The organism is Neorhizobium sp. T6_25 (genome assembly GCF_002968555.1).
Taxonomy (GTDB): Bacteria; Pseudomonadota; Alphaproteobacteria; order Rhizobiales; family Rhizobiaceae; genus Neorhizobium.
In genome coordinates, this window is sequence record NZ_PVBL01000005.1 from 30,029 (window position 1) to 49,921 (window position 19,893).

16 protein-coding genes are annotated in these 19,893 nt (G+C 62.4%); 11 read left to right on the top strand and 5 right to left on the bottom strand.

The window, feature by feature from the left end:
- Window positions 1–3: 3 nt before the first annotated feature.
- Complete coding sequence (locus C5L10_RS08330; RefSeq protein ID WP_046664700.1) at window positions 4–1,242, bottom strand: TadE/TadG family type IV pilus assembly protein; 1,239 nt, start codon at window positions 1,240–1,242, stop codon at window positions 4–6.
- Window positions 1,243–1,412: 170 nt separating this feature from the next.
- Here C5L10_RS08330 and C5L10_RS08335 point away from each other — a divergent pair, with 170 nt between their 5' ends.
- Both C5L10_RS08335 and C5L10_RS08340 read left to right on the top strand, forming a co-directional pair.
- On the top strand, window positions 1,413–1,949 hold the full coding sequence (locus C5L10_RS08335) for a gluconokinase (protein ID WP_046664699.1): 537 nt from the start codon (window positions 1,413–1,415) through the stop codon (window positions 1,947–1,949).
- Window positions 1,950–2,161: 212 nt separating this feature from the next.
- Window positions 2,162–2,818: a TetR/AcrR family transcriptional regulator gene (locus C5L10_RS08340; protein ID WP_105429267.1), complete on the top strand. Its 657-nt coding sequence runs from the start codon at window positions 2,162–2,164 to the stop codon at window positions 2,816–2,818.
- Between the two features lie 8 nt (window positions 2,819–2,826).
- Here C5L10_RS08340 and C5L10_RS08345 read toward each other — a convergent pair whose 3' ends face one another.
- Both C5L10_RS08345 and C5L10_RS08350 read right to left on the bottom strand, forming a co-directional pair.
- Window positions 2,827–4,146: an FAD-binding oxidoreductase gene (locus C5L10_RS08345; RefSeq protein WP_105429268.1), complete on the bottom strand. Its 1,320-nt coding sequence runs from the start codon at window positions 4,144–4,146 to the stop codon at window positions 2,827–2,829.
- Between the two features lie 105 nt (window positions 4,147–4,251).
- Entirely contained in the window at window positions 4,252–5,499 is a 1,248-nt protein-coding gene (locus C5L10_RS08350; protein WP_105429269.1) for an FAD-binding oxidoreductase, read from the bottom strand.
- Between the two features lie 509 nt (window positions 5,500–6,008).
- Here C5L10_RS08350 and C5L10_RS08355 point away from each other — a divergent pair.
- From C5L10_RS08355 to C5L10_RS08400, 9 genes are all read left to right on the top strand, one after another.
- The gene (locus C5L10_RS08355; protein WP_007760774.1) at window positions 6,009–6,098 is read left to right on the top strand and encodes a K(+)-transporting ATPase subunit F; all 90 of its coding nucleotides are present in this window, start codon (window positions 6,009–6,011) and stop codon (window positions 6,096–6,098) included.
- Between the two features lie 67 nt (window positions 6,099–6,165).
- Complete coding sequence (gene kdpA, locus C5L10_RS08360; protein ID WP_105429270.1) at window positions 6,166–7,881, top strand: potassium-transporting ATPase subunit KdpA; 1,716 nt, start codon at window positions 6,166–6,168, stop codon at window positions 7,879–7,881.
- Window positions 7,882–8,099: 218 nt separating this feature from the next.
- On the top strand, window positions 8,100–10,187 hold the full coding sequence (kdpB, locus tag C5L10_RS08365; RefSeq protein WP_105429271.1) for a potassium-transporting ATPase subunit KdpB: 2,088 nt from the start codon (window positions 8,100–8,102) through the stop codon (window positions 10,185–10,187).
- A 12-nt stretch (window positions 10,188–10,199) separates the two neighbouring features.
- Entirely contained in the window at window positions 10,200–10,769 is a 570-nt protein-coding gene (kdpC, locus tag C5L10_RS08370) for a potassium-transporting ATPase subunit KdpC (RefSeq protein WP_105429272.1), read from the top strand.
- A 174-nt stretch (window positions 10,770–10,943) separates the two neighbouring features.
- Window positions 10,944–13,649 (top strand): sensor histidine kinase KdpD, encoded by a 2,706-nt coding sequence (locus tag C5L10_RS08380; protein WP_105429274.1) that lies wholly within the window; start codon window positions 10,944–10,946, stop codon window positions 13,647–13,649.
- Window positions 13,646–14,338, top strand: coding sequence for a response regulator transcription factor (locus tag C5L10_RS08385; protein WP_105429275.1), 693 nt, complete (start codon window positions 13,646–13,648; stop codon window positions 14,336–14,338). Before C5L10_RS08380 ends, C5L10_RS08385 begins: the two co-directional genes overlap by 4 nt.
- Before the next feature lie 28 nt (window positions 14,339–14,366).
- The gene (locus C5L10_RS08390; protein WP_105418493.1) at window positions 14,367–14,816 is read left to right on the top strand and encodes a PTS sugar transporter subunit IIA; all 450 of its coding nucleotides are present in this window, start codon (window positions 14,367–14,369) and stop codon (window positions 14,814–14,816) included.
- A 112-nt stretch (window positions 14,817–14,928) separates the two neighbouring features.
- The gene (locus C5L10_RS08395) at window positions 14,929–16,836 is read left to right on the top strand and encodes a diguanylate cyclase (protein ID WP_105429276.1); all 1,908 of its coding nucleotides are present in this window, start codon (window positions 14,929–14,931) and stop codon (window positions 16,834–16,836) included.
- Window positions 16,837–17,001: 165 nt separating this feature from the next.
- Entirely contained in the window at window positions 17,002–18,462 is a 1,461-nt protein-coding gene (locus tag C5L10_RS08400) for an MDR family MFS transporter (protein WP_105429277.1), read from the top strand.
- Window positions 18,463–18,522: 60 nt separating this feature from the next.
- Here C5L10_RS08400 and msrA read toward each other — a convergent pair whose 3' ends face one another.
- Both msrA and msrB read right to left on the bottom strand, forming a co-directional pair.
- A complete protein-coding gene (gene msrA, locus C5L10_RS08405) occupies window positions 18,523–19,251 on the bottom strand; it encodes a peptide-methionine (S)-S-oxide reductase MsrA (protein ID WP_105429278.1) in 729 nt (242 codons plus the stop codon).
- Window positions 19,252–19,294: 43 nt separating this feature from the next.
- The gene (gene msrB, locus C5L10_RS08410; protein WP_105429482.1) at window positions 19,295–19,786 is read right to left on the bottom strand and encodes a peptide-methionine (R)-S-oxide reductase MsrB; all 492 of its coding nucleotides are present in this window, start codon (window positions 19,784–19,786) and stop codon (window positions 19,295–19,297) included.
- Window positions 19,787–19,893: the final 107 nt, after the last annotated feature.

The following is a 19,893-nucleotide window of genomic DNA, read 5'->3' on the forward strand; positions in this document are numbered from 1 at the left end:
GCGTCAGTTGACGAGGCGCACCGAGGTAATCTCGGAGCCGCTTCCACCGGCAGCGCCCGTATAGGGTTCGATCTTCCAGTTAGACGAGTTCATGATCATGGTATTGACCACCAGCGTGATGAGGTTCGTCTGGTTCGTCGTCGAATTGTAGGTGACGTCGCGGTTTGGAAGATGGATCACTCCCTTGAGCGTTTCGCCATTGGAGCCGTTGAAGATGTATTGCTGCTTGCGGGCATTGTTGGCGGTATCGCTGGTCTTTTCGAACATCAGGATGCCCTTGTAGGTGCCGCTGGTCGGCGCCGACGCCGTGAAGCTCAAGTTGCCATTGGCGCGGATTTCGCTGTCTGTGTCGGGAAAATAGAAGGTCACGCCCTCTGCGACGACCGTCGAACCGGAATTGATGATCATCCGGCCCTTGATGATGTGGAGCCCGGGTTTAAACGTGATCTTCGGCGATCCGTTGAAGGTGGTGCCGCAATGGACGCCTGGAGCCATTTCCTGCACCGCTCCGTCCTTGGTGCCACTGGTCGTGCAGGTGGAGGAGACGGTCGGCTCGGCAATGCTGCCGGCATAGGGATCTCCGGAAACCTTGCAGCCGGGCTTCAGGTTGCTGAGCGTCCCGCCGTTCTTGATATACTGGGTGCCGGCAACGCAGAAGCTGGCCGTATCGATCGTCGCCCCGCTATTCATGATGAAGGCCGGGTTCTGGGTCGAACTGACCTCCACGCCGCATTTCTCCGACTGCACGTTGGCGCCTGAGTTGATCAGAACCGCCTGTGAGGCATTGCCGAGCACGTAGATGCATGCGCCCGAAGGCTTCGCATTCTTGTTCGCGATGGCGGTGGATCGGACCTTGACGTCGATGGTGCGGATACCGAGCAGGCCGAGGAAATTGGTGGGGACAGCTTGGGCATAGGTACCCGTCAAGCTGCCGTCGCTATTCGCGGCGACGACAAGCGCGGTGTCGAGGTCGGTCTCTTCCGGAACCGTATCGGTCAGAAAGCGTAGCGCTTCCCGGCGCTGACTGGCGATATCAGGTTTTGCAACAGCGCTGAGCACAGCCGCATCGAGCGCACCCTGTAGCCGGCTGCGTTCCAACGATGCCTGGGTGAAATCAACCGCTCCGCCGGCGGTCGTCAGGAGGACCGGCAGCGCGAGAGCAGTCGCAATCGCAAAATTGCCGCCCGTATCGCGCAGGATGTGATAAACGCGAGGCGCAATAATATTGATGAGTCGCCGCATGATCGTGGATCTCGAGTTGGATTTGGAGGACGGAATTCGGTCGAAGGTGGATCCTTTTATCGTAGTCTCTCTAAGGTTCCCGTAAGAGAATTGGAAAACCCGAGGTTAACTGCGATCTCCACAATTCGGCCTTGCAGCCTCCTGAACGCATTATCAAATGGAAGTCAGTCATGCCCGCAATTGAAGTCACGCCCCCTCTTGCCGTCGTCGTTATGGGTGTCAGCGGATCGGGGAAGACATCGGTCGGCGAGCACCTCGCCGCGCGTCTTGGCTGCGCGTTCGTGGAGGGTGACCGCCTGCATCCGGAGGCGAACGTCGCCAAGATGGCCAAGGGGATTCCTCTGACCGACGACGACCGCTGGCCATGGCTCGATCTGATCGGCAACCAACTGGCGGAGGCGAGGAGGCGGGGCGAAAGCGTGGTGGTTTCGTGCTCGGCCTTGAAACAAACCTATCGGGACCGGTTGCGGCGCGAGAGCGGTGGCAAGCTCTATTTTGTCTTCCTCACTGGCGACCCCAAGGTGCTTGAGCAGCGGATGGGCGCGCGTACCGGCCATTTCATGCCGACGTCACTGCTTCAGAGCCAGCTTGCAACCCTGGAAAGCCCTGAACATGAGGCCGGCGTGGTAACTGTCGACATCGACGCAAGTGTCGATACCATTGTCGGCAAGGCTTTCGATGGTATTACAGCGCTCGCCGGAGCATAGATAATAGGATTTAAGCTCCCGTTTTCTCCGATGTTCTGTCTTGTGCATCGGCGTGGAAAGTATTCTAAAAATTACAGGCCTTCGTGATCCGATGCTCTTCGGGCGTCGTATAAACAAACAGTTTGTGTTCAAGCAATTCTGCCCTCGGTCACCGGAAACCTCACCGGCAACGAAGGCAGCGGTTGGCAGGTGTTTGAGGAGACGGTTTGCGGATGCCAGATTCGACGCAAGGACCAGGGCGGGGTTCCCTTCGCCGGGTGCCGAAACAGGAGCGGAGCCGCGAGCGCATCGATGAAATCCTGAAAGTATCCATGGAGCTGATCGGCCAGAAGGGCATCGACGCAGTGACCATGAAGGAAATAGCCGCCCTCTCCGGCGGGCCTATCGCATCAGTCTATCAGTATTTCCCGAACAAATCCGCCATCATCGCCACGCTCTACGAGAGTTACGCCGAAGAGGTCCGTACCCTGGTGACGGAGCAGATCGGAAGGATCACCACGGCAGAAGAAGCTTTGCAGGCACCGGCCGAACTTTTCGATTTGTACTACTACAATATGCGGGAAAGGCCGGCGACCCAGGATCTCCTGAATGCCATCCAGGCGGACAAGGCGCTTGCGGACCTCGATATCGCCGAGACCCGCTTCCAGGCCGACGTCTTTTACAAGGCGACCGAACCTTTCGTTGAACAGCCGCTGCGAGAAAGTTATGCGCAGACGCTCCTGGTGATGTTTCACATGGCCGGCGCCACCCTGCGGCTGGCTCTCATGGTTCCGGAAGACGAAGCCGCCGGAACCGTGGCGCAGTTCAAGTCCATTGTTCGGGCGCAGGCGACCTACTACCTTACAGGCAGCTTCCCGATTTCTCTTTGATCCCTCGATCAGATGCCCAGCCGGTCGCGCAACCCATACCACCAGGCGCCGAGCACGGTCAGCGGTACCCGGAATGTGCGGCCGCCCGGGAAGGGCAGGTTGGGGAGCGACGACCAGATGTCGAAGCGTTCCGCGTGGCCGGCGACCGCTTCGCCGAGGATCTTGCCGAGCAGATGGGTGGTGGTCACCCCGTGGCCGCTGTCGCCGTGCGAGAAATAGACCTTGTCCGACAGTTTCCCCATATGCGGGATACGCGTCAGGGTGAGCGCGAAATTGCCGCTCCAGGCATAGTCGATGTTCACGTCCTTCAATTGCGGAAACGTCTTCAGCATGTTGGGGCGGATAACGCCCGTAAGGTCACTCGGGTCGTGGCCGCCGTAACCGATGCCGCCGCCGTAGAGCAGCCGGTTGTCCGCGGTGCGCCTGTAGTAGTCGAGGATGTAATTGGCATCCTCGACGCAGTAATTCGCCGGCAGCAGGCTTTCGATCAGTGCCGCGTCGAGCGGTTCCGTCGCCATCACCTGGCTGGAAACCGGCATCATCCGGCCGCTGATCTCCGGAAACTGCGGAGAGAGATAGGCATTGCCGCAGACGAGCACATACGAGGCCTTCACCGAACCCCTTTCCGTCCGCACCACCGGTTTTTCGCCCATGTCGAGGCCGGTCACGCGCGAGGCTTCGAAAATGCGTCCGCCAAGGCTCTCGAACGCCGCGGCTTCCCCAAGCACGAGGTTAAGGGGGTGGATGTGGCCGCCGAACTTGTCGATCATGCCGCCGGCGTATCGATCGGTCTTCACGTATTTGCCCACATCCGCCTTTGAGACCATCTCCAGCCCGCCATGGCCGTATCGCTCCCAATCGGTCTTGTGATGCTCCATCTCGCGGATCTGCTTGTCGGTGAAGGCCGCGAAGAAGCCGCCATGCACCAGGTCGCAATCGATCCCGTATTTCGCGACGCGGCTGCGGATGATCTCGCCGCCTTCGAGCGACATGGCGCCGAGCTTCACCGCCTTGTCGCGGCCATAACGGCCGGCGATGGTTTCGAGATCACGACTGTAGCCGTTGACGATCTGGCCGCCATTGCGGCCCGATGCGCCGAAGCCGATGCGCTCCGCTTCCAGCACCACGACGGAATATCCGCGCTCGGCAAGTTCGAGCGCCGCGGAAATTCCGGTGAAGCCGGCACCGATAACGCAGACATCCGCTTCTGTGCCGTCATCAAGGGCAGGGCGGACACGCTTGTCCTTTGCCGAAGCCGCGTACCACGAATTCGTGTGGCCGGGATTGTCGCTCGTCTTGCCCCGATCTTCGCCGATCATGAAAGCCATCTCGTACCGTCCGGATATAGGCGTCGCATTGGACGTCAGTCACGCGTCGGGGCAAACTCCGACCGGCCCTGCTGCCCGCAGGCCAACCCGCGCTTTTAGATAAAGCTAGGCGTTGAAGCGCTCCGGACGATAAGCCGAAATGTCGATCAATGTCTTCTGCCCCGTGATCGCTTCGGCAATCACCTGGCCGGTCACCGGGCCCAGCGTCAGGCCGTGATGCGCGTGACCGAAGGCGAACCACAGGCCGTCGTGGCGCGGCGCCTTGCCGATCACCGGCATCATGTCCGGCGTGCAGGGGCGGGCACCCATCCAGGGCTCCATGTCGAGCCGCTCGGCGAGCGGGAAGATGCTGCGCGCCACGGCTTCGGCGCGTTCCAGCTGAACAGGCGTTTTCGGCGCATCGCGGCGGGCGAATTCGGCGCCTGTCGTCAATCGGATGCCCTGGTTCATAGGGGCCAGGAAATAACCGCGCTCCGCATCCATGGTCCAGCCGTTGAGCTTGGCATTGCCCTTGGCCGAATAGTGCATGTGATAGCCGCGCTTGACGCCGACCAGGAAATTGTAACCGAGCGGTTTCGTAACCGTATCGGACCAGGGGCCGAGCGCCACCACGACATCCTTGGCTTCCACCGTGCCGTCGCCGGCGACGATCCTCCAGCCGGTCTTGGTCTGCGACAGGCTCTTGGCATCACCCTTCAGCACGCGGCCGCCGAGCTTTTCGAACAGCGCCACATAGGCGCGGGTCAGCGCCAGCGGGTCCTTGACAGACCACGGGTCTTCCCATCGCAGGCCGCCGACGAAATCGTTGGAAAGATTGGGTTCCTGCTCGGCGATATCGGCCGGCGAAAGTTCCTTGAAGGCGACGCCATACTCCTTGTGAAGCCGCTCGGCCTCGCCGATCTCGCCGTCATGCTTGCCGCGGGTGCGGAACACCTCCGTCCAGCCGTTCTTGGCGATCAGGTCTTGAGCTCCAGCTTCCTCGATCAGCTCGTTATGGGTCGCGATCGAGTGCTCGATCAGCGGCGCGTAGGCGCGGGCGATCAGCTGATGGCGGGTCAGGTTCGAATGCCACCAGTATTTCGCCAGGAACGAGGTGACCGAGGGAATGGCCTTCCAGTGGAAATGCGCATCGATGCGGTTGTTCATGGCATAGCGCAGGATCAGGCCGAACTGCTGGGGGAAGCCATAGGGCACGACGCCCTCGCGCTGGATCAGGCCGGCATTGCCATAGGAGGTCTCCATGCCGGGTTCTTTCCGGTCGACGAGCACCACCGATTTGCCGCGCCGGGCGAGCTGCAATGCCGTCGAAACGCCGACAATGCCGGCTCCCAGCACGATCGCATCTGCTGTCATGATCTGAATTCCATTTCCCAAGTCTTTTATCGTTCGAGGATTTCAACATGCCGCCCGGAATGCTGCGGCGCAAACGAAAAATCACGGTTGCTTATATGGATTCCCTATTTCTTCATGGTCTCTCCAGGCGAGCCGATCGTCTGTCGCTTTTTTCCGACCACGCTGGGGTCCGATGCCGGCGCCCAATGCATCCTGGCTATCTGAGCCGCCGGAAAGCACGAAATTCCTATAGGATTTTTATTTCTTTCCTCTGCGCTCCGTCTCGAACCCCTATGCGGTCGCGCCGCATATTAGCGTCAGAGAGATCGCAAAAGATCGTCTCCAAGCCGGAAAGCATCAGGAAGGTGCCGTCTTTGAGGGATGGCACCCTTGTCCTGTCCGGCCTCGCCTTAACAACAGGAGTCCAGATCAATGTTGGACGTCATTCTACTCGGCACAGCAGTCGTCTTCTTCGGTCTCTGCCTTGCCTATACCCGCGCCTGCGACAGGCTTTGAAGGGAGAAACACCGATGATCCTCGACTATGTCCTGAGCGGTGCCGTGACCGTGTTCCTCACCGTCTACCTCACCTACGCTCTCATTCGCCCCGAACGCTTCTGAAAAAGAACGCTTTTGAAAAGAACTGGCGCTTCCAGCCAAGCAGCCGGGTATTGAAAGTTAACTCCAAATGACCCTCAACGGATGGCTTCAGATCCTGCTTTTTTGCGGGATCATCATCGCGCTCGTCAAACCGCTCGGCGGTTACATGACGCGTGTCTTTTCGGGCGAGCGCACGTTTCTGTCACCCGTCCTCGTTCCGATCGAACGGGGACTGTACGTCATGGCCGGCACCAGCGAACGCGAAGAACAGCATTGGACTTCCTATGCCGTCTCGCTGCTGATGTTCAACCTGCTCGGCGTTGTCGTGCTTTACGCGATAATGCGCCTGCAGGCCGGCATGCCTTATAATCCGGTGGGCATGGGTGCCGTTCCGCCCGAGCTTTCCTTCAACACCGCCGTCAGTTTCGTCAGCAATACCAACTGGCAGAACTATGGCGGCGAAAGCACCATGTCGTATCTCACCCAGATGGTCGGCCTCAACGTGCAGAACTTTTTGTCTGCCGCGACCGGCATGGCGATCGCCGTCGGCCTCATCCGCGCCTTTTCGCGCGCTTCCGGTCCAGGGGCTAGGAAAACGATCGGCAATTTCTGGGTCGATATGACCCGCGCCATACTCTATATCCTGCTGCCGATCTGCATCGTGCTGACGCTGGTCTACGTCTATCTCGGCGTACCGCAGACGCTCGGGCCTTATGTCGAGGCGACGACGCTGGAAGGCGCCAAGCAGACCATCGCGCTTGGCCCGGTCGCCTCGCAGCTTGCCATCAAGATGCTCGGCACCAATGGCGGCGGTTTCTTCAACGCCAACTCGGCGCATCCGTTCGAGAACCCGGATGCGATCTCCAACCTGATCCAGATGCTGTCGATCTTCGCGATCGGTGCTGCCTTCACCAACGTTTTCGGCCGCATGGTCGGCAACCAGCGCCAGGGCTGGGCGATCCTCGCCTCGATGGGCATCCTGTTCATCGCCGGCGTCGGCATCACCTACTGGGCGGAAGCGGCCGGAAATCCGCTGATGCATGCCTTCGGTCTTGAAGGCGGCAACATGGAAGGCAAGGAAGCCCGCTTCGGCATCACCTTGTCGTCGCTGTTTGCGGTCATCACCACGGCGGCTTCCTGCGGCGCGGTCAATGCCATGCACGGCTCGTTCACCGCGCTCGGCGGCCTGATCCCGCTCATCAACATGCAGCTCGGCGAAGTCATCGTCGGCGGCGTCGGCGCGGGCTTCTACGGCATCATCCTCTTCATCATCGTCGCCGTCTTCGTGGCAGGCCTCATGGTCGGCCGTACGCCAGAGTATCTAGGCAAGAAGATCGAGGCGAAGGAAATGAAGATGGCCGTGCTCGCCATCCTCTGCCTGCCGCTCGCCATGCTGGTGTTCACCGCGATCGCCACGGTGCTGCCGTCCGCCGTCGCCTCGATCGGCACCGCCGGCCCGCACGGCTTCTCCGAAATCCTCTACGCCTATACGTCGGCTGCGGCCAACAACGGCTCGGCTTTCGGCGGACTGACGGGCAACACGCCCTGGTACAATGTGACGCTTGGCATCGGCATGCTGATGGGCCGCTTCCTGGTCATCATTCCGGCGCTCGCCATCGCAGGCTCGCTGGTCGCCAAGAAGACGGTTCCGGCCTCGGCAGGCACCTTCCCGACCGACGGCCCGCTCTTCGTCGGCCTGCTGGTCGGCACGATCCTGATCGTCGGCGGCCTCACCTTCATGCCCGCCCTGGCGCTCGGCCCCGTCGTCGAACACCTGGTCATGATCGCCGGCCAGACGTTTTGAGCAAGGCTGCCCTCACCCTAACCCTCTCCCCGCCTGCGGGGAGAGGGGACGTGCCACACGCCACGTTTGAATATGGTGCAAGGCATCGCAGCTTGCGTCCTTCTCCCCGTTCAGACGGGGAGAAGGTGCCGGCAGGCGGATGAGGGGCAACTGCCCTATCGAAATTCTCAAAGGCCAAGCGATCCGCTTCGCCTCCATTTTCAAAGCTGGAGTCTCTTATGAGCCAGGCAAAATCCGCGAGCATCATGGATACTCGCATCCTCATTCCGGCCGCAGGCGATGCTTTCAAGAAGCTCAACCCGCGGACCCTTGCCCGCAATCCGGTCATGTTCGTCGTGGCCACGGTCTCGGTCCTGACGACCGTCCTCTTCCTCCGCGACCTCGCGGCCGGTAACGGCAATCTCGGCTTCTCCTTCCAGATCAATCTCTGGCTCTGGTTCACCGTGCTGTTTGCCAACTTCGCCGAAGCGGTCGCCGAAGGCCGCGGCAAGGCGCAGGCGGATTCGCTGCGCAAGGCCCGCACCGAAACCCAGGCCAAGCTGCTCTCGGGCAGCGACCGCACCCAGTACAAGATGGTCGCCGGTACGAGCCTCAAGGTCGGTGATGTCGTGCTCGTCGAACCCGGCGACATCATCCCCTCGGATGGCGAAGTCATCGAGGGCGTTGCCTCTGTGAACGAAGCGGCGATCACCGGTGAATCCGCGCCCGTCATCCGCGAATCCGGCGGCGACCGCTCGGCCGTGACCGGCGGCACGCAAGTCCTGTCCGACTGGATCCGCGTCCGCATCACGGCTGCTGCCGGCTCGACCTTCCTCGACCGGATGATCTCGCTCGTCGAGGGTGCCGAGCGCCAGAAGACGCCGAACGAGATCGCCCTCAACATCCTGCTCGCCGGCATGACGCTGATCTTCGTGCTCGCCACGGCGACGATCCCGAGCTTTGCGATCTATGCCGGCGGCTCGATCCCGATCATCGTTCTCGTCGCGTTGTTCGTGACGCTGATCCCGACCACGATCGGCGCGCTGCTGTCGGCGATCGGCATTGCGGGCATGGACCGCCTCGTCCGCTTCAACGTGCTCGCCATGTCCGGCCGCGCCGTGGAGGCTGCCGGCGACGTCGATACGCTGCTGCTCGACAAGACCGGCACGATCACGCTCGGCAACCGCCAGGCCACTTCGTTCCGCCCGGTCCGCGGCGTCTCCGAACAGGATCTCGCCGATGCCGCCCAGCTCGCTTCGCTCGCCGACGAAACGCCGGAAGGCCGTTCCATCGTCGTGCTTGCCAAGGAGAAATACGCGATCCGCGGCCGCGACATGGCGAGCCTGAAGGCGACTTTCGTCCCCTTTACCGCCCAGACCCGCATGAGTGGCGTCGATCTCGAAGGCTCCCAGATCCGCAAGGGCGCGGTCGATGCGGTGCTCGCCTATGTCGGCTCGGGCACGATGCCGGTCTCCGGCAATGCGGCAATCGCCGCCAGCCCGCAATCCGATATCGTGCGCGAGCTGCAGGCGATCGCCGACGAAATCGCCAAGGCCGGCGGTACGCCGCTTGCCGTTGCCCGTGACGGCAAGTTGCTTGGCGTCGTGCAGCTGAAGGACATCGTCAAGGGCGGCATCCGCGAGCGTTTTGCCGAACTGCGCCGCATGGGCATCCGCACAGTGATGATCACCGGCGACAACCCGATGACCGCGGCGGCGATCGCCGCCGAAGCGGGCGTCGACGATTTCCTCGCCCAGGCGACCCCGGAGAACAAGCTGACGCTGATCCGCGAGGAACAGGCCAAGGGCAAGCTCGTCGCCATGTGCGGCGACGGCACCAACGATGCCCCGGCGCTTGCCCAGGCCGATGTCGGCGTCGCCATGAACACCGGCACGGTCGCCGCTCGCGAGGCGGGCAACATGGTCGATCTCGACAGCGATCCGACCAAGCTCATCGAGATCGTCGAGATAGGCAAGCAACTACTGATGACCCGCGGCGCCCTGACGACCTTCTCGATCGCCAACGACATCGCCAAGTATTTCGCTATCATCCCGGCGATGTTCCTGACCTTCTACCCGCAGCTCGGCGTGCTGAACATCATGGGGCTGGCCACGCCGCAAAGCGCCATCCTGTCGGCGATCATCTTCAACGCATTGATCATCATCGGGTTGATCCCGCTGTCGCTGAAGGGCGTCAAATACCGCGCCATCGGCGCCGGCGCGCTGCTTTCCCGCAACCTGCTCGTCTATGGTCTCGGCGGCATCCTCGTTCCCTTCATCGGTATCAAGGCGATCGACATGATCATCACCGCGATCGGTCTCGCTTAAGGAGAAATGACAATGTTCAAGCAACTTCGCCCTGCGATCGTCATGATCGTCGCCACCACGGCCATTACCGGCCTGATCTACCCCTTCGCCATGACCGGCATCGCCCAGGCCGTTTTCCCGGTCCCGGCAAACGGCAGCCTGATCGAGAAGGACGGAACCGTTGTCGGTTCGGCCCTGATCGGCCAGGCATTCACCGGCGACCAGTATTTCCACGGTCGCCCCTCGGCCGCCGGCGACGGCTACAACGCCGCCTCGTCCTCCGGCTCCAACCTCGGCCCGACCAGCGCCAAGCTGATCGACCGGGTGAAGACGGACTACGAAGCCGCGAAGGCCACCAACCCGAGCGCGGACGTGCCGATCGACCTCGTCACCGCATCCGGCAGCGGCCTCGACCCGCATGTCTCGCCAGAAGCCGCCTACTTCCAGGTGCCGCGCGTCGCCAAGGCACGGCAAATGGACGAGGCAGCGGTTCGCGCGCTTGTGGACCAGCATGTCGAAAGCCGCGAACTCGGGTTCCTCGGCGAACCTGTGGTCAATGTGCTTGCGTTGAATATGGCGCTTGATGCTCCTATGACTCGGTGAAGTAGCGAGCTGCGTCGCCCCCTCATCCGACCCTTCGGGCCACCTTCTCCCCGCTGGGGAGAAGAAAGTTATGCCGCGGCGTCGCCGTTCCTCCTCTCCCCTTGGGGAGAGGGTGGCCGAGCAAAGCGGAGGCCGGGTGAGGGGGCTGCACTCCGCCATTAGGAAAGACCAAGCATGCCCGACGACAGTCGAGAGAGTGAGAACAGGCCTTCGCCGGATGCGCTTCTGGAGCATGCCGAGCGTGAGGCGCGCGGGCGGCTGAAGATTTTTCTGGGGGCGGCGCCCGGCGTCGGCAAGACCTACGAGATGCTGATGTCCGGCCGCGCCCGGAAAGTCGATGGTCTCGACGTGGTGATCGGCGTGGTCGAAACCCACGGCCGCCAGGAAACCGAGGCGCTGGTCGAGGGCTTCGAGATCGTGCCGCGCAAGGCGATCGACTATCGCGGCCAGCAGCTCGATGAAATGGACCTGGACGCCATTCTCGCGCGCCGCCCCGCCCTGGTCCTGGTCGACGAACTCGCCCATACCAACGCCGCCGGCAGCCGCCATCCGAAGCGCTACATGGATGTGCAGGAAATCCTCAGCCAAGGTATCGACGTCTATTCGACGCTCAACATCCAGCATGTCGAGAGCCTGAACGACGTGGTGGCACAGATCACCCGTGTCCGGGTACGCGAGACGGTGCCGGACAGCATCATCGACCGGGCCGACGACGTCGAGATCATCGACATCACCCCCGACGACCTCATCAAGCGGCTGAACGACGGCAAGGTCTATGTGCCGCAGACGGCGCGGCGTGCCATCGAGAACTACTTTTCCCCCGGCAACCTGACGGCACTGCGCGAACTGGCGCTCCGCCGCACCGCCCAGCGGGTGGACGAGCAGCTTTTGAACCATATGCAGGCGCATGCCATTTCCGGCCCCTGGGCGGCTGGCGACCGGGTGCTTGTCTGCCTCGACCACGGCAGGAACGGCGCGAGCCTGGTGCGGTACGCGCGCCGCCAGGCCGATCGCCTGCGGGCGCCATGGGCGGCGCTGCATCTCGAAACGCCGCAGTCGGTCAATCTGCCCGAACAGGACAAGGACCGGCTGGCGGCCAACATGCGGCTGGCCGAACAGCTCGGCGGCGAGACCGTGACGCTGCCGGCGCTGCAGCCGTCGCGCGAGATCATCGCTTATGCCAACGCCAACAACTTCACCCATATCGTCGTCGGACGCCCGGCCAGACCGCGCTGGCGGCAGATCTTGCAGGGGTCGGTCACCTATGACCTGATCCGTTACGCGGGCGATATCAGCGTCCATGTCATCTCCGGCGACACCAAGGAAGGCGAACCGAAACGCGGCCTGAAGGCGGCGCAGCTGCCCAAGGCTTTCCGCTTCAAGCCCTATGTCAAAAGTACGATCTTTGTGGCTCTCGCGATCATCGCCGGTGCCGCGCTCGACCAGACGCTCGACGTCCGCAACCTTGCCCTCGTTTTCCTGATGGCGGTGCTGGCGGCAGCGGTGCGCGGCGGGCTGGGACCGGGCCTGTTCGCCTCCGTGGCTGGCGCGCTCTCCTTCAATTTCTTTTTTCTCGAGCCGCGCTACACGTTTACGGTCCGGGATCCGGAAAGCCTGGTGGCGCTGCTCTTTTATCTTGGCGTCGCGGTCGTCGCTTCCAACCTGACGGCGGCCGTCCAGCGCCAGGCAGCCGCTGCCCGTCAGCGGGCCCGCACCACCGAAGACCTTTACCTCTTCTCGAAAAAACTCGCCGGCACCGGCACGCTGGACGACGTGCTCTGGGCGACCGCCTTCCAGATAGCCTCGATGCTGAAGGTCCGGGTGGTCATCCTGCTGCCGGAAAACGGCTCGATCGCCGTCAAGGCCGGTTACCCGCCGGACGACACGCTGGTGGATGCCGATATCGCTGCTGCCAAATGGGCCTGGGAGCACAATCGCCCGGCCGGCCGCGCTGCCGATACGCTGCCGGGGGCCAAACGCCTTTACCTGCCGATGCGTACCGGCCGCGAAGCGGTCGGCGTCATCGGCCTCGACAACGACAAGCAGGGACCGTTGCTGACACCCGAACAGCAGCGGCTTTTCGATGCGCTGGCCGATCAGGCGGCGCTGGCGATCGAGCGCATCCAACTCGTATCGGATGTCGACAAGGCCAAGCTCGCCGCCGAGACCGACCGCCTGCGCACCGCGCTGCTCACATCCATCTCGCATGACCTGAAGACGCCGCTCGCCGCGATCATGGGGTCGGCCGGCACGCTTAAGGATTTCGGCGCCGATATCCCGGAAGAAGCGCGTGCCGAACTGCTGACCAGCGTCGTCGACGAGTCGGAGCGGCTGAACCGTTTCATTTCCAACCTGCTCGACATGACCCGCATCGGTTCCGGCGCCATGGAGCCGAACTATGCCTTCCATTTCGCCGGCGATATCGTCGGCACGGCCTTGAGCCGGGCGGCGAAGATCGCCAACCGGCACAGGCTCAACGTCAACATTCCGGCGGACTTGCCGATGCTCAAGGTCGATCCGGTCCTGTTCGAACAGGTCCTGTTCAACCTCATCGACAATGCCGCCAAGTACGCTCCCGACGAGACCGTCATCGACATCCGCGGCTGGCAGGATGGCGATTCAGTTCTTATCTCGGTGATGGATGAAGGACCGGGCATCCCGCGCGACGATCTGGAGCGCATCTTCGACAGTTTCTACCGGGTTCGGAAAGGTGACCATGTGCGGGCCGGCACCGGGCTTGGTCTTTCCATATGCCGCGGCTTCATCGAGGCCATGGGCGGCACGATCAGGGCCGCCAACCGCTCCGACCGTGCCGGTGCGATCTTTACGATCCGCATGCCGGTGCCGGCCGAAATGCCCATTCTGGGAGAACAGGAATGACCAATACCGCCGTGCGCGTCCTGATCGTCGATGACGAGCCCCCGATCCGCAAGCTCTTGCGCGTCGGCCTCTCCACCCAGGACTACGCCGTCAGCGAGGCGATGAATGCCCGGGTCGCGATCGATCTCGTCAAGTCCGAGAAGCCGGACCTGATCATTCTCGATCTCGGCCTGCCGGATATGGCGGGCCACGATCTGCTCGCCAGATGGCGCGGCGAGGGGCTGGACCTGCCGATCGTCATCCTGTCGAGCCGCACCGATGAGGCTGGCATCGTCAAGGCGCTCGAACTCGGCGCCGACGACTATGTGACCAAGCCCTTCGGCATGAACGAACTCGTCGCCCGCATCCGCGTGGCGCTTCGCCACCGGCTCCAGACCCAGGGCGAAAAGCCGATCTTCCAGACCGGCGAGCTTTCGGTCGACCTCGTCAAGCGCATCGTCAAGGTGGCGGACAAGGAGATCAAGCTGTCGCCCAAGGAATACGATATCCTGCGTATCCTGGTGCAGCATGCCGGCAAGGTCCTCACCCATCGTTTCCTTCTCGAACACGTCTGGGACGGCCTGACCGACGTGCAGTACCTGCGCGTCTACGTGCGCCAGCTTCGCCAGAAGATCGAAAAGGCGCCGGACCAGCCACAATACATCCTGACCGAGACCGGCGTCGGTTATCGGCTGCAGGAAGGCCAGTAGGCCAGGATCCGATCAATGGACATGACCCATGAAACTGCGTGACTACCTCCCGCCGGAGAACATCGTGCTCGATCTGGCACCGCCGTCCAAGGCGATCCTGATCAAGCAGCTTTCCAGGCTCGCCGCCGAGCGGCTGGCGCTGGATGCGGGCGATCTCGCCCGGGTGCTGACCAATCGGGAAAATCTGGGATCGACCGGCATCGGCGCCGGAATTGCCATCCCGCATGCGGGCATCAGCGGCATCGACCGGCATTTCTGCCTGTTCGCCCGGCTTGCAGATCCGATCGATTTCGACGCGGTGGACGACGAGCCGGTCGATCTCGTGTTCCTGCTCCTCACGCCGGAAGGCCGCCCGGACCACCTGAATGTTCTCGCCTGTATCGCGCGGTGCGTGCGCGATGAGGAGACTGCTGCAGCCATACGTCGTGCAACGACGCCGCAGGATGTCTATTCGCGGCTCTGCCCCGTAAATGCATGATTAAAATGCAGGTATGTTGGCTTAGGCGAACGTAAACAACTTTTCCCTAACGTCCCTGGCTGGCGGATCGCGACTCCTGAGCCGCCCTATTGCGTCGGTTTGGGAGAGAGAGATGACTGGTGCAATCAAATACCTGCCGGCCAGGACGTTCGTTGCTGTCGCATTTGCCGTTTTCGGCTTTGTGGGGCTGATCGCCTGGGGAGAATATTCCAGTTGGAGATCCCAGGTCGCCGGCATCGAGGCCGGTCTGGCTCAGACAGCCAAGGCGCTGGTGCAACATGCCGACGACACGGTCGACATGGCGAGGTTTCCGCTGGCGGCCCTGGTCACCCGGATCGAGCAGGAACGCGACGTGGTGGACCTGCCGGCTAAGATCACCCAGGTGATGAAACGCCAGGTCGATACCACCCCTTGGCTCGACGCCCTCGCCGTCTTCGATGCCGATGGCAGAATGGTCGCGACATCGTCTTCGATCGACGCCAGCGGCATGAATTTTTCGGACAGGGAGTATTTCGTATTCCACCAAGCCTCCGACATGCGGGAACCCGTATTGGGCAGGCCGTTGAAGAACAAGTTGAACGGTCAGTGGATATTGCCGGTCACGCAAAGGATCAGCAACCCGGACGGAAGTTTCGGCGGCGTTGCGCTGGCGGCATTCATCCTCACCGAATTGACCAACTTCTTTCAGGGCTTCAGCCTGGGCAGCGAGGGCTCGTTCCTGTTGGTTCGCCGCGACGGCGTCGTGCTGGCGCGTGCGCCATTCCTCCAGACGCTGCTGGGATCGAGCATCTCGTCCTATGATCTGTTCACGGACCATCTCCGCCAACGGCGTTCAGGCTCTTATCACTACATCTCTCCGATTGATGGCCTGCAACGCATAGGCGGCTTTTATCAGAGCGAGCGCAGCGGCCTAGTCGGGCTTGCTGCCGTATCTCAGTCCGAAGCGCTGGCGACCTGGATGAGAGGCGCACGGATACGATGGGTCGCCTGCCTTATCCTGGTGGCGATCACCGGCTTCCTGGTCTGGCGCTGGCGGCGGCAGGTAATGTTGCGGCGGGCGAGCGAAGCGCTGCTGGTGGCGCGCGAAGCAGAATTCCGACTGCTTGCTGAAGGTTCAGCCGACCTGATCCAGCGCTTCAACGGCCATGGGATCAGGGAATACCTGTCGCCGTCCGTCCGGGAGATATTCGGTGTCGACGGCGAGACGATGCTTGGCACCCATATCCTCGAGAACCTGCATGAGGATGACCACGACGCCGTCAACCAGGTCATGACCCGGCTGCGGGAAGGGTCGCCCCGGGAAAACATGATCGTCCGACGCCGGCGGGCCGACGGCAAGCAGATCTGGCTCGAAACCACGCTGAACAGGCTGCCGGGCGGCATCGACGGCGACGATATCCGCATCGTTGCCGTCACACGCGACGTCACGCGCCAGAAGAACCTCCAGGAAGAGCTGGACGCGCTCGCCAACACCGACGAGCTTACCCAACTCGCCAATCGCCGCTCGTTCAACATTCATTTCGAGGACATGGTGCTGCAGGCCGCACAACAGCGCACGCCGCTTTCCATTCTGATGATCGACGCGGACCGCTTCAAGTTCTTCAACGATACCTATGGCCATGCCGCCGGCGACGACTGTCTGCGTGCGGTCGCGAACGTCGTGCGCGGCTCGATCCGCCGGTCGAAGGATCTTGCCGCCCGTCATGGCGGCGAGGAATTTGTCGTTCTCTTGCCGGATACCAATGGTGCCGGTGGTTTGAAGGTGGCGGAAAACATCCGCCAGCGCGTCGCCGGGCTTCATTTGCAGCATGAGAAGAACCTTCCCTGGGGTCATGTGACGATCAGCATCGGTACCGCGACCTTCTATCCCGCAACGGGCGCCAAGCTGACGACTGCGGAACTGTTCGAGCGCGCCGACCACGCGCTTTACCGGGCGAAGAACAACGGCCGCAATCAGGTCGCGGCTGGCGGGGAGGAGGCGGTGAGGCGAACCGTCCGGCCGGAAATCAAATCCGTCTGACCGCAGGCTGCGGTCAAGGCCTCGTTACATCCTTGATAAATGCCAGATTTCGCGCTTGACGCCAGCCCGTGGGGGGATACTAAGAAACATCCCCCGCCGACGGCCGTTTGACCGCCGAACATCCATCCCTTTCGTGTTCGCCGCGCGGCGTTCCCAGGTGAACCCATGACCAATCCAAGCTCCAACCGGGCGCTCGTCATTGCGGCCGTCATGGCAAGCATGGCGATGATCGCAATCGAGGCGACCATCGTTTCGACAGCCATGCCGCAGATCGCGGCCCAACTCGGTCAGCTGAACCTCTATAGCTGGGTGTTCTCCTCCTTCCTGCTGGCGCAGACCGCAATGACCGTGGTGTTCGGCAAGCTTTCCGATATCTATGGCCGCAAGCCGATCATCCTGTTCGGCACGGCGGTCTTCCTGATCGCCTCGGTGCTCGCAGGTTTTGCCTGGTCGATGCCGTCGATGATCGCCTTCCGGCTGTTGCAGGGCATCGGTGCCGGTGCGATCCAGCCGGTCATCATGACCGTCGTCGGCGATCTGTATCCGGGGGCGGAACGTGGCAAGGTCCAGGGATATCTCGCCAGTGTCTGGGCGCTTTCTGCTGTGGTCGGGCCGCTGCTCGGCAGCATCATCGTCCACAGCCTGCCCTGGGCCTGGGTGTTCTGGATCAACGTGCCGATCGGCATCATGTCGGCGGTCGGTTTCATCGTGTACCTGCACGAAGAAAAACAGACCCGGACGGCATCGATCGACTTTCTGGGAGCGGGCCTCTTCGCCGTGGCCATTTCCGCGCTGATGATCGCACTCACCGAAACCGAAGGAACTAGCGGCTACCTGTTCGTCTCGCTGGCGATCTTCCTCGTCAGTTTCCTGCTGTTCATCTGGCAGGAGCGGCGCGCATCGGCCCCGATGGTTTCGCTGGAACTCTGGCTGAAGCGGCCGATCGCCTTTGCCAATACGGCGGTCTTTCTCTCCAGCATGGCGATCATGGGGCTGACGACCTTCCTGCCGATGTACGTGCAGACGGTGCTCAACCGATCTCCGCTGGTGGCCGGTTTCACGCTGACCATGCTGCTGGTCGGCTGGCCGAGCGGCGGGACGTTCGCCTCGCGGATGTTCCCGCGCTTCGGGCTGCGGCCGCTGATGATCGCCGGCAGCCTCTTCGTTCCGGTGGGGGCGTTTCTTCTGGTGCTGCTGACGCCGGAAAGCTCACCCGTCCAGGCAGGCGCCGGCTCGCTGCTGATGGGCTTCGGCATGGGCCTGCTCAATATCTCCGGCCTGGTGATCATCCAGGACAATGTCGGCTGGTCCGAACGCGGCAGCGCGACGGCCTCCAACGTCTTTTCACGCAATCTCGGCAGCACCCTCGGTGCAGCACTTCTCGGCGCCGTCCTGACCTACGGACTTGCCAATTCCGTCGCGGGGCCGATCACGTCCGACCAGTTGCGCGACCTGCTGCAGGGCGTCGGCGGCGGACTTGCGGCGGATTCGCCCATCCGGTCTGCGCTCCAGCACGCGCTGCACATGACCTTCATCGCGATGTTCCTGATCACCGCCCTCATCATCGTCGCCTGCCTCTGCGTGCCCGGTGTGACGAAGCGCACCGAGGCCGTGCAGGAAAGCTGAGGCTTTCGAGACGCCGCTATCGCCGGACGGGCGGCGACAGCGGAATTGTGCCCCTAAGTCTCAGTTGCCGATGCCGGCCTGTGCGACCAGGACCGGCTTGTCGCGGTAATCGCTCGGAAACAGCTTCTTGAGGTTTTCGATCTTCGGCAGGTCGTTATAGACGATATAGGGATAGGTCGGGTTCTGGGTCAGGAAATCCTGATGGTAGGCTTCCGCCGGATAGAAGGCCTTGCCGGGCTCGATGGTCGTGGCAATCGGCGCGTGGAAGACCTTGGCCTTGTCGAGCTGGCCGATATAGGCCTTGGCGACGCGGGCCTGTTCCTCGTTGGTTGGGAAGACGGTTGAACGGTACTGGGTGCCGGTATCCGGCCCCTGGCGGTTGAGCTGGGTCGGGTCATGGGCGACCGAGAAATAGATCTGCAGCAGATGTCCGTAGGTGACCTTCTTCGGATCGAATGTCACGCGAACCGCTTCCGCATGGCCGGTCTTGCCGTAACCGACCGTCTCGTAGACGGCGGTCTCCTTGGCGCCGCCGGCATAACCGGAGACGGCGTTCTTGACGCCCTCGACATGCTGGAACACGCCCTGGACGCCCCAGAAGCAGCCGCCGGCGAAGATGGCGGTTTCGGTCGCAGCCGTGCTCGCCGCCTGGTCGATCGCGGGGGCTGGGATGGCAATTCCCTCCTCGGCCGTGGCGTTGGTGGTCGCGCCGAACGTCAGGCCGGCCAGGACCAGCGCCGCGCCGGCAAAGGCGGTGAGAGTATAGGGTGTTTTCGCTCTGTTTTTCATGGCGGTTTCCTCAACCGAAGTGAATGAAGGATAGGGTGGCGGATCAGGCCGATACAGCACGGAATTTCATGACCGCGCCGTTCATGCAGTAGCGCAGGCCGGTCGGCTTCGGTCCGTCGTCGAAGACATGGCCGAGATGGCCGCCGCAGCGGGCGCAATGAACGGCGACGCGGACCATGCCAAGCGTCGTGTCGCGCACCGTGCCGACGGCGCCCTTGAGAGGCGCCCAGAAGCTCGGCCAGCCGGTGCCGCTTTCGAATTTCGTTTCCGACGAAAAAAGCGCTTGGTCACAGCCGACGCAGGCGAACGTGCCTTTGCGGTGCTCGTTGAGGAGCGGACTGCTGCCAGGATATTCGGTGCCTTCCTCGCGCAGGATATTGTACTGCTCCGGCGTCAGCAGCTTGCGCCATTCGTCCGCCGTATGGTTCACGGGGAAAGTGCCGGCCGCCGCAAGCGACGAGCGGATGCTCGCGGCCAGAGGGACTACGGCGAGCGCCAGCGCGCTGCCGGCCAGGAATATGCGTCTGTTCATCATGGTGGAGCCTCCCGGATCCATAATCTGCTTCCTGCATGATTACGGAAGAGGCGCGTGATCGGTTACACACATCGACGCGAAACACCGAAACGTGATCTCGCGTCGAA

Coding starts and splice junctions, on each gene's coding strand:
- C5L10_RS08330 (WP_046664700.1), bottom strand. CDS start 1,242: ATGCGGCGACTCATCAATATTATTGCGCCTCGCGTTTATCACATCCTG.
- C5L10_RS08335 (WP_046664699.1), top strand. CDS start 1,413: ATGCCCGCAATTGAAGTCACGCCCCCTCTTGCCGTCGTCGTTATGGGT.
- C5L10_RS08340 (WP_105429267.1), top strand. CDS start 2,162: ATGCCAGATTCGACGCAAGGACCAGGGCGGGGTTCCCTTCGCCGGGTG.
- C5L10_RS08345 (WP_105429268.1), bottom strand. CDS start 4,146: ATGGCTTTCATGATCGGCGAAGATCGGGGCAAGACGAGCGACAATCCC.
- C5L10_RS08350 (WP_105429269.1), bottom strand. CDS start 5,499: ATGACAGCAGATGCGATCGTGCTGGGAGCCGGCATTGTCGGCGTTTCG.
- C5L10_RS08355 (WP_007760774.1), top strand. CDS start 6,009: ATGATCCTCGACTATGTCCTGAGCGGTGCCGTGACCGTGTTCCTCACC.
- kdpA (WP_105429270.1), top strand. CDS start 6,166: ATGACCCTCAACGGATGGCTTCAGATCCTGCTTTTTTGCGGGATCATC.
- kdpB (WP_105429271.1), top strand. CDS start 8,100: ATGAGCCAGGCAAAATCCGCGAGCATCATGGATACTCGCATCCTCATT.
- kdpC (WP_105429272.1), top strand. CDS start 10,200: ATGTTCAAGCAACTTCGCCCTGCGATCGTCATGATCGTCGCCACCACG.
- C5L10_RS08380 (WP_105429274.1), top strand. CDS start 10,944: ATGCCCGACGACAGTCGAGAGAGTGAGAACAGGCCTTCGCCGGATGCG.
- C5L10_RS08385 (WP_105429275.1), top strand. CDS start 13,646: ATGACCAATACCGCCGTGCGCGTCCTGATCGTCGATGACGAGCCCCCG.
- C5L10_RS08390 (WP_105418493.1), top strand. CDS start 14,367: ATGAAACTGCGTGACTACCTCCCGCCGGAGAACATCGTGCTCGATCTG.
- C5L10_RS08395 (WP_105429276.1), top strand. CDS start 14,929: ATGACTGGTGCAATCAAATACCTGCCGGCCAGGACGTTCGTTGCTGTC.
- C5L10_RS08400 (WP_105429277.1), top strand. CDS start 17,002: ATGACCAATCCAAGCTCCAACCGGGCGCTCGTCATTGCGGCCGTCATG.
- msrA (WP_105429278.1), bottom strand. CDS start 19,251: ATGAAAAACAGAGCGAAAACACCCTATACTCTCACCGCCTTTGCCGGC.
- msrB (WP_105429482.1), bottom strand. CDS start 19,786: ATGATGAACAGACGCATATTCCTGGCCGGCAGCGCGCTGGCGCTCGCC.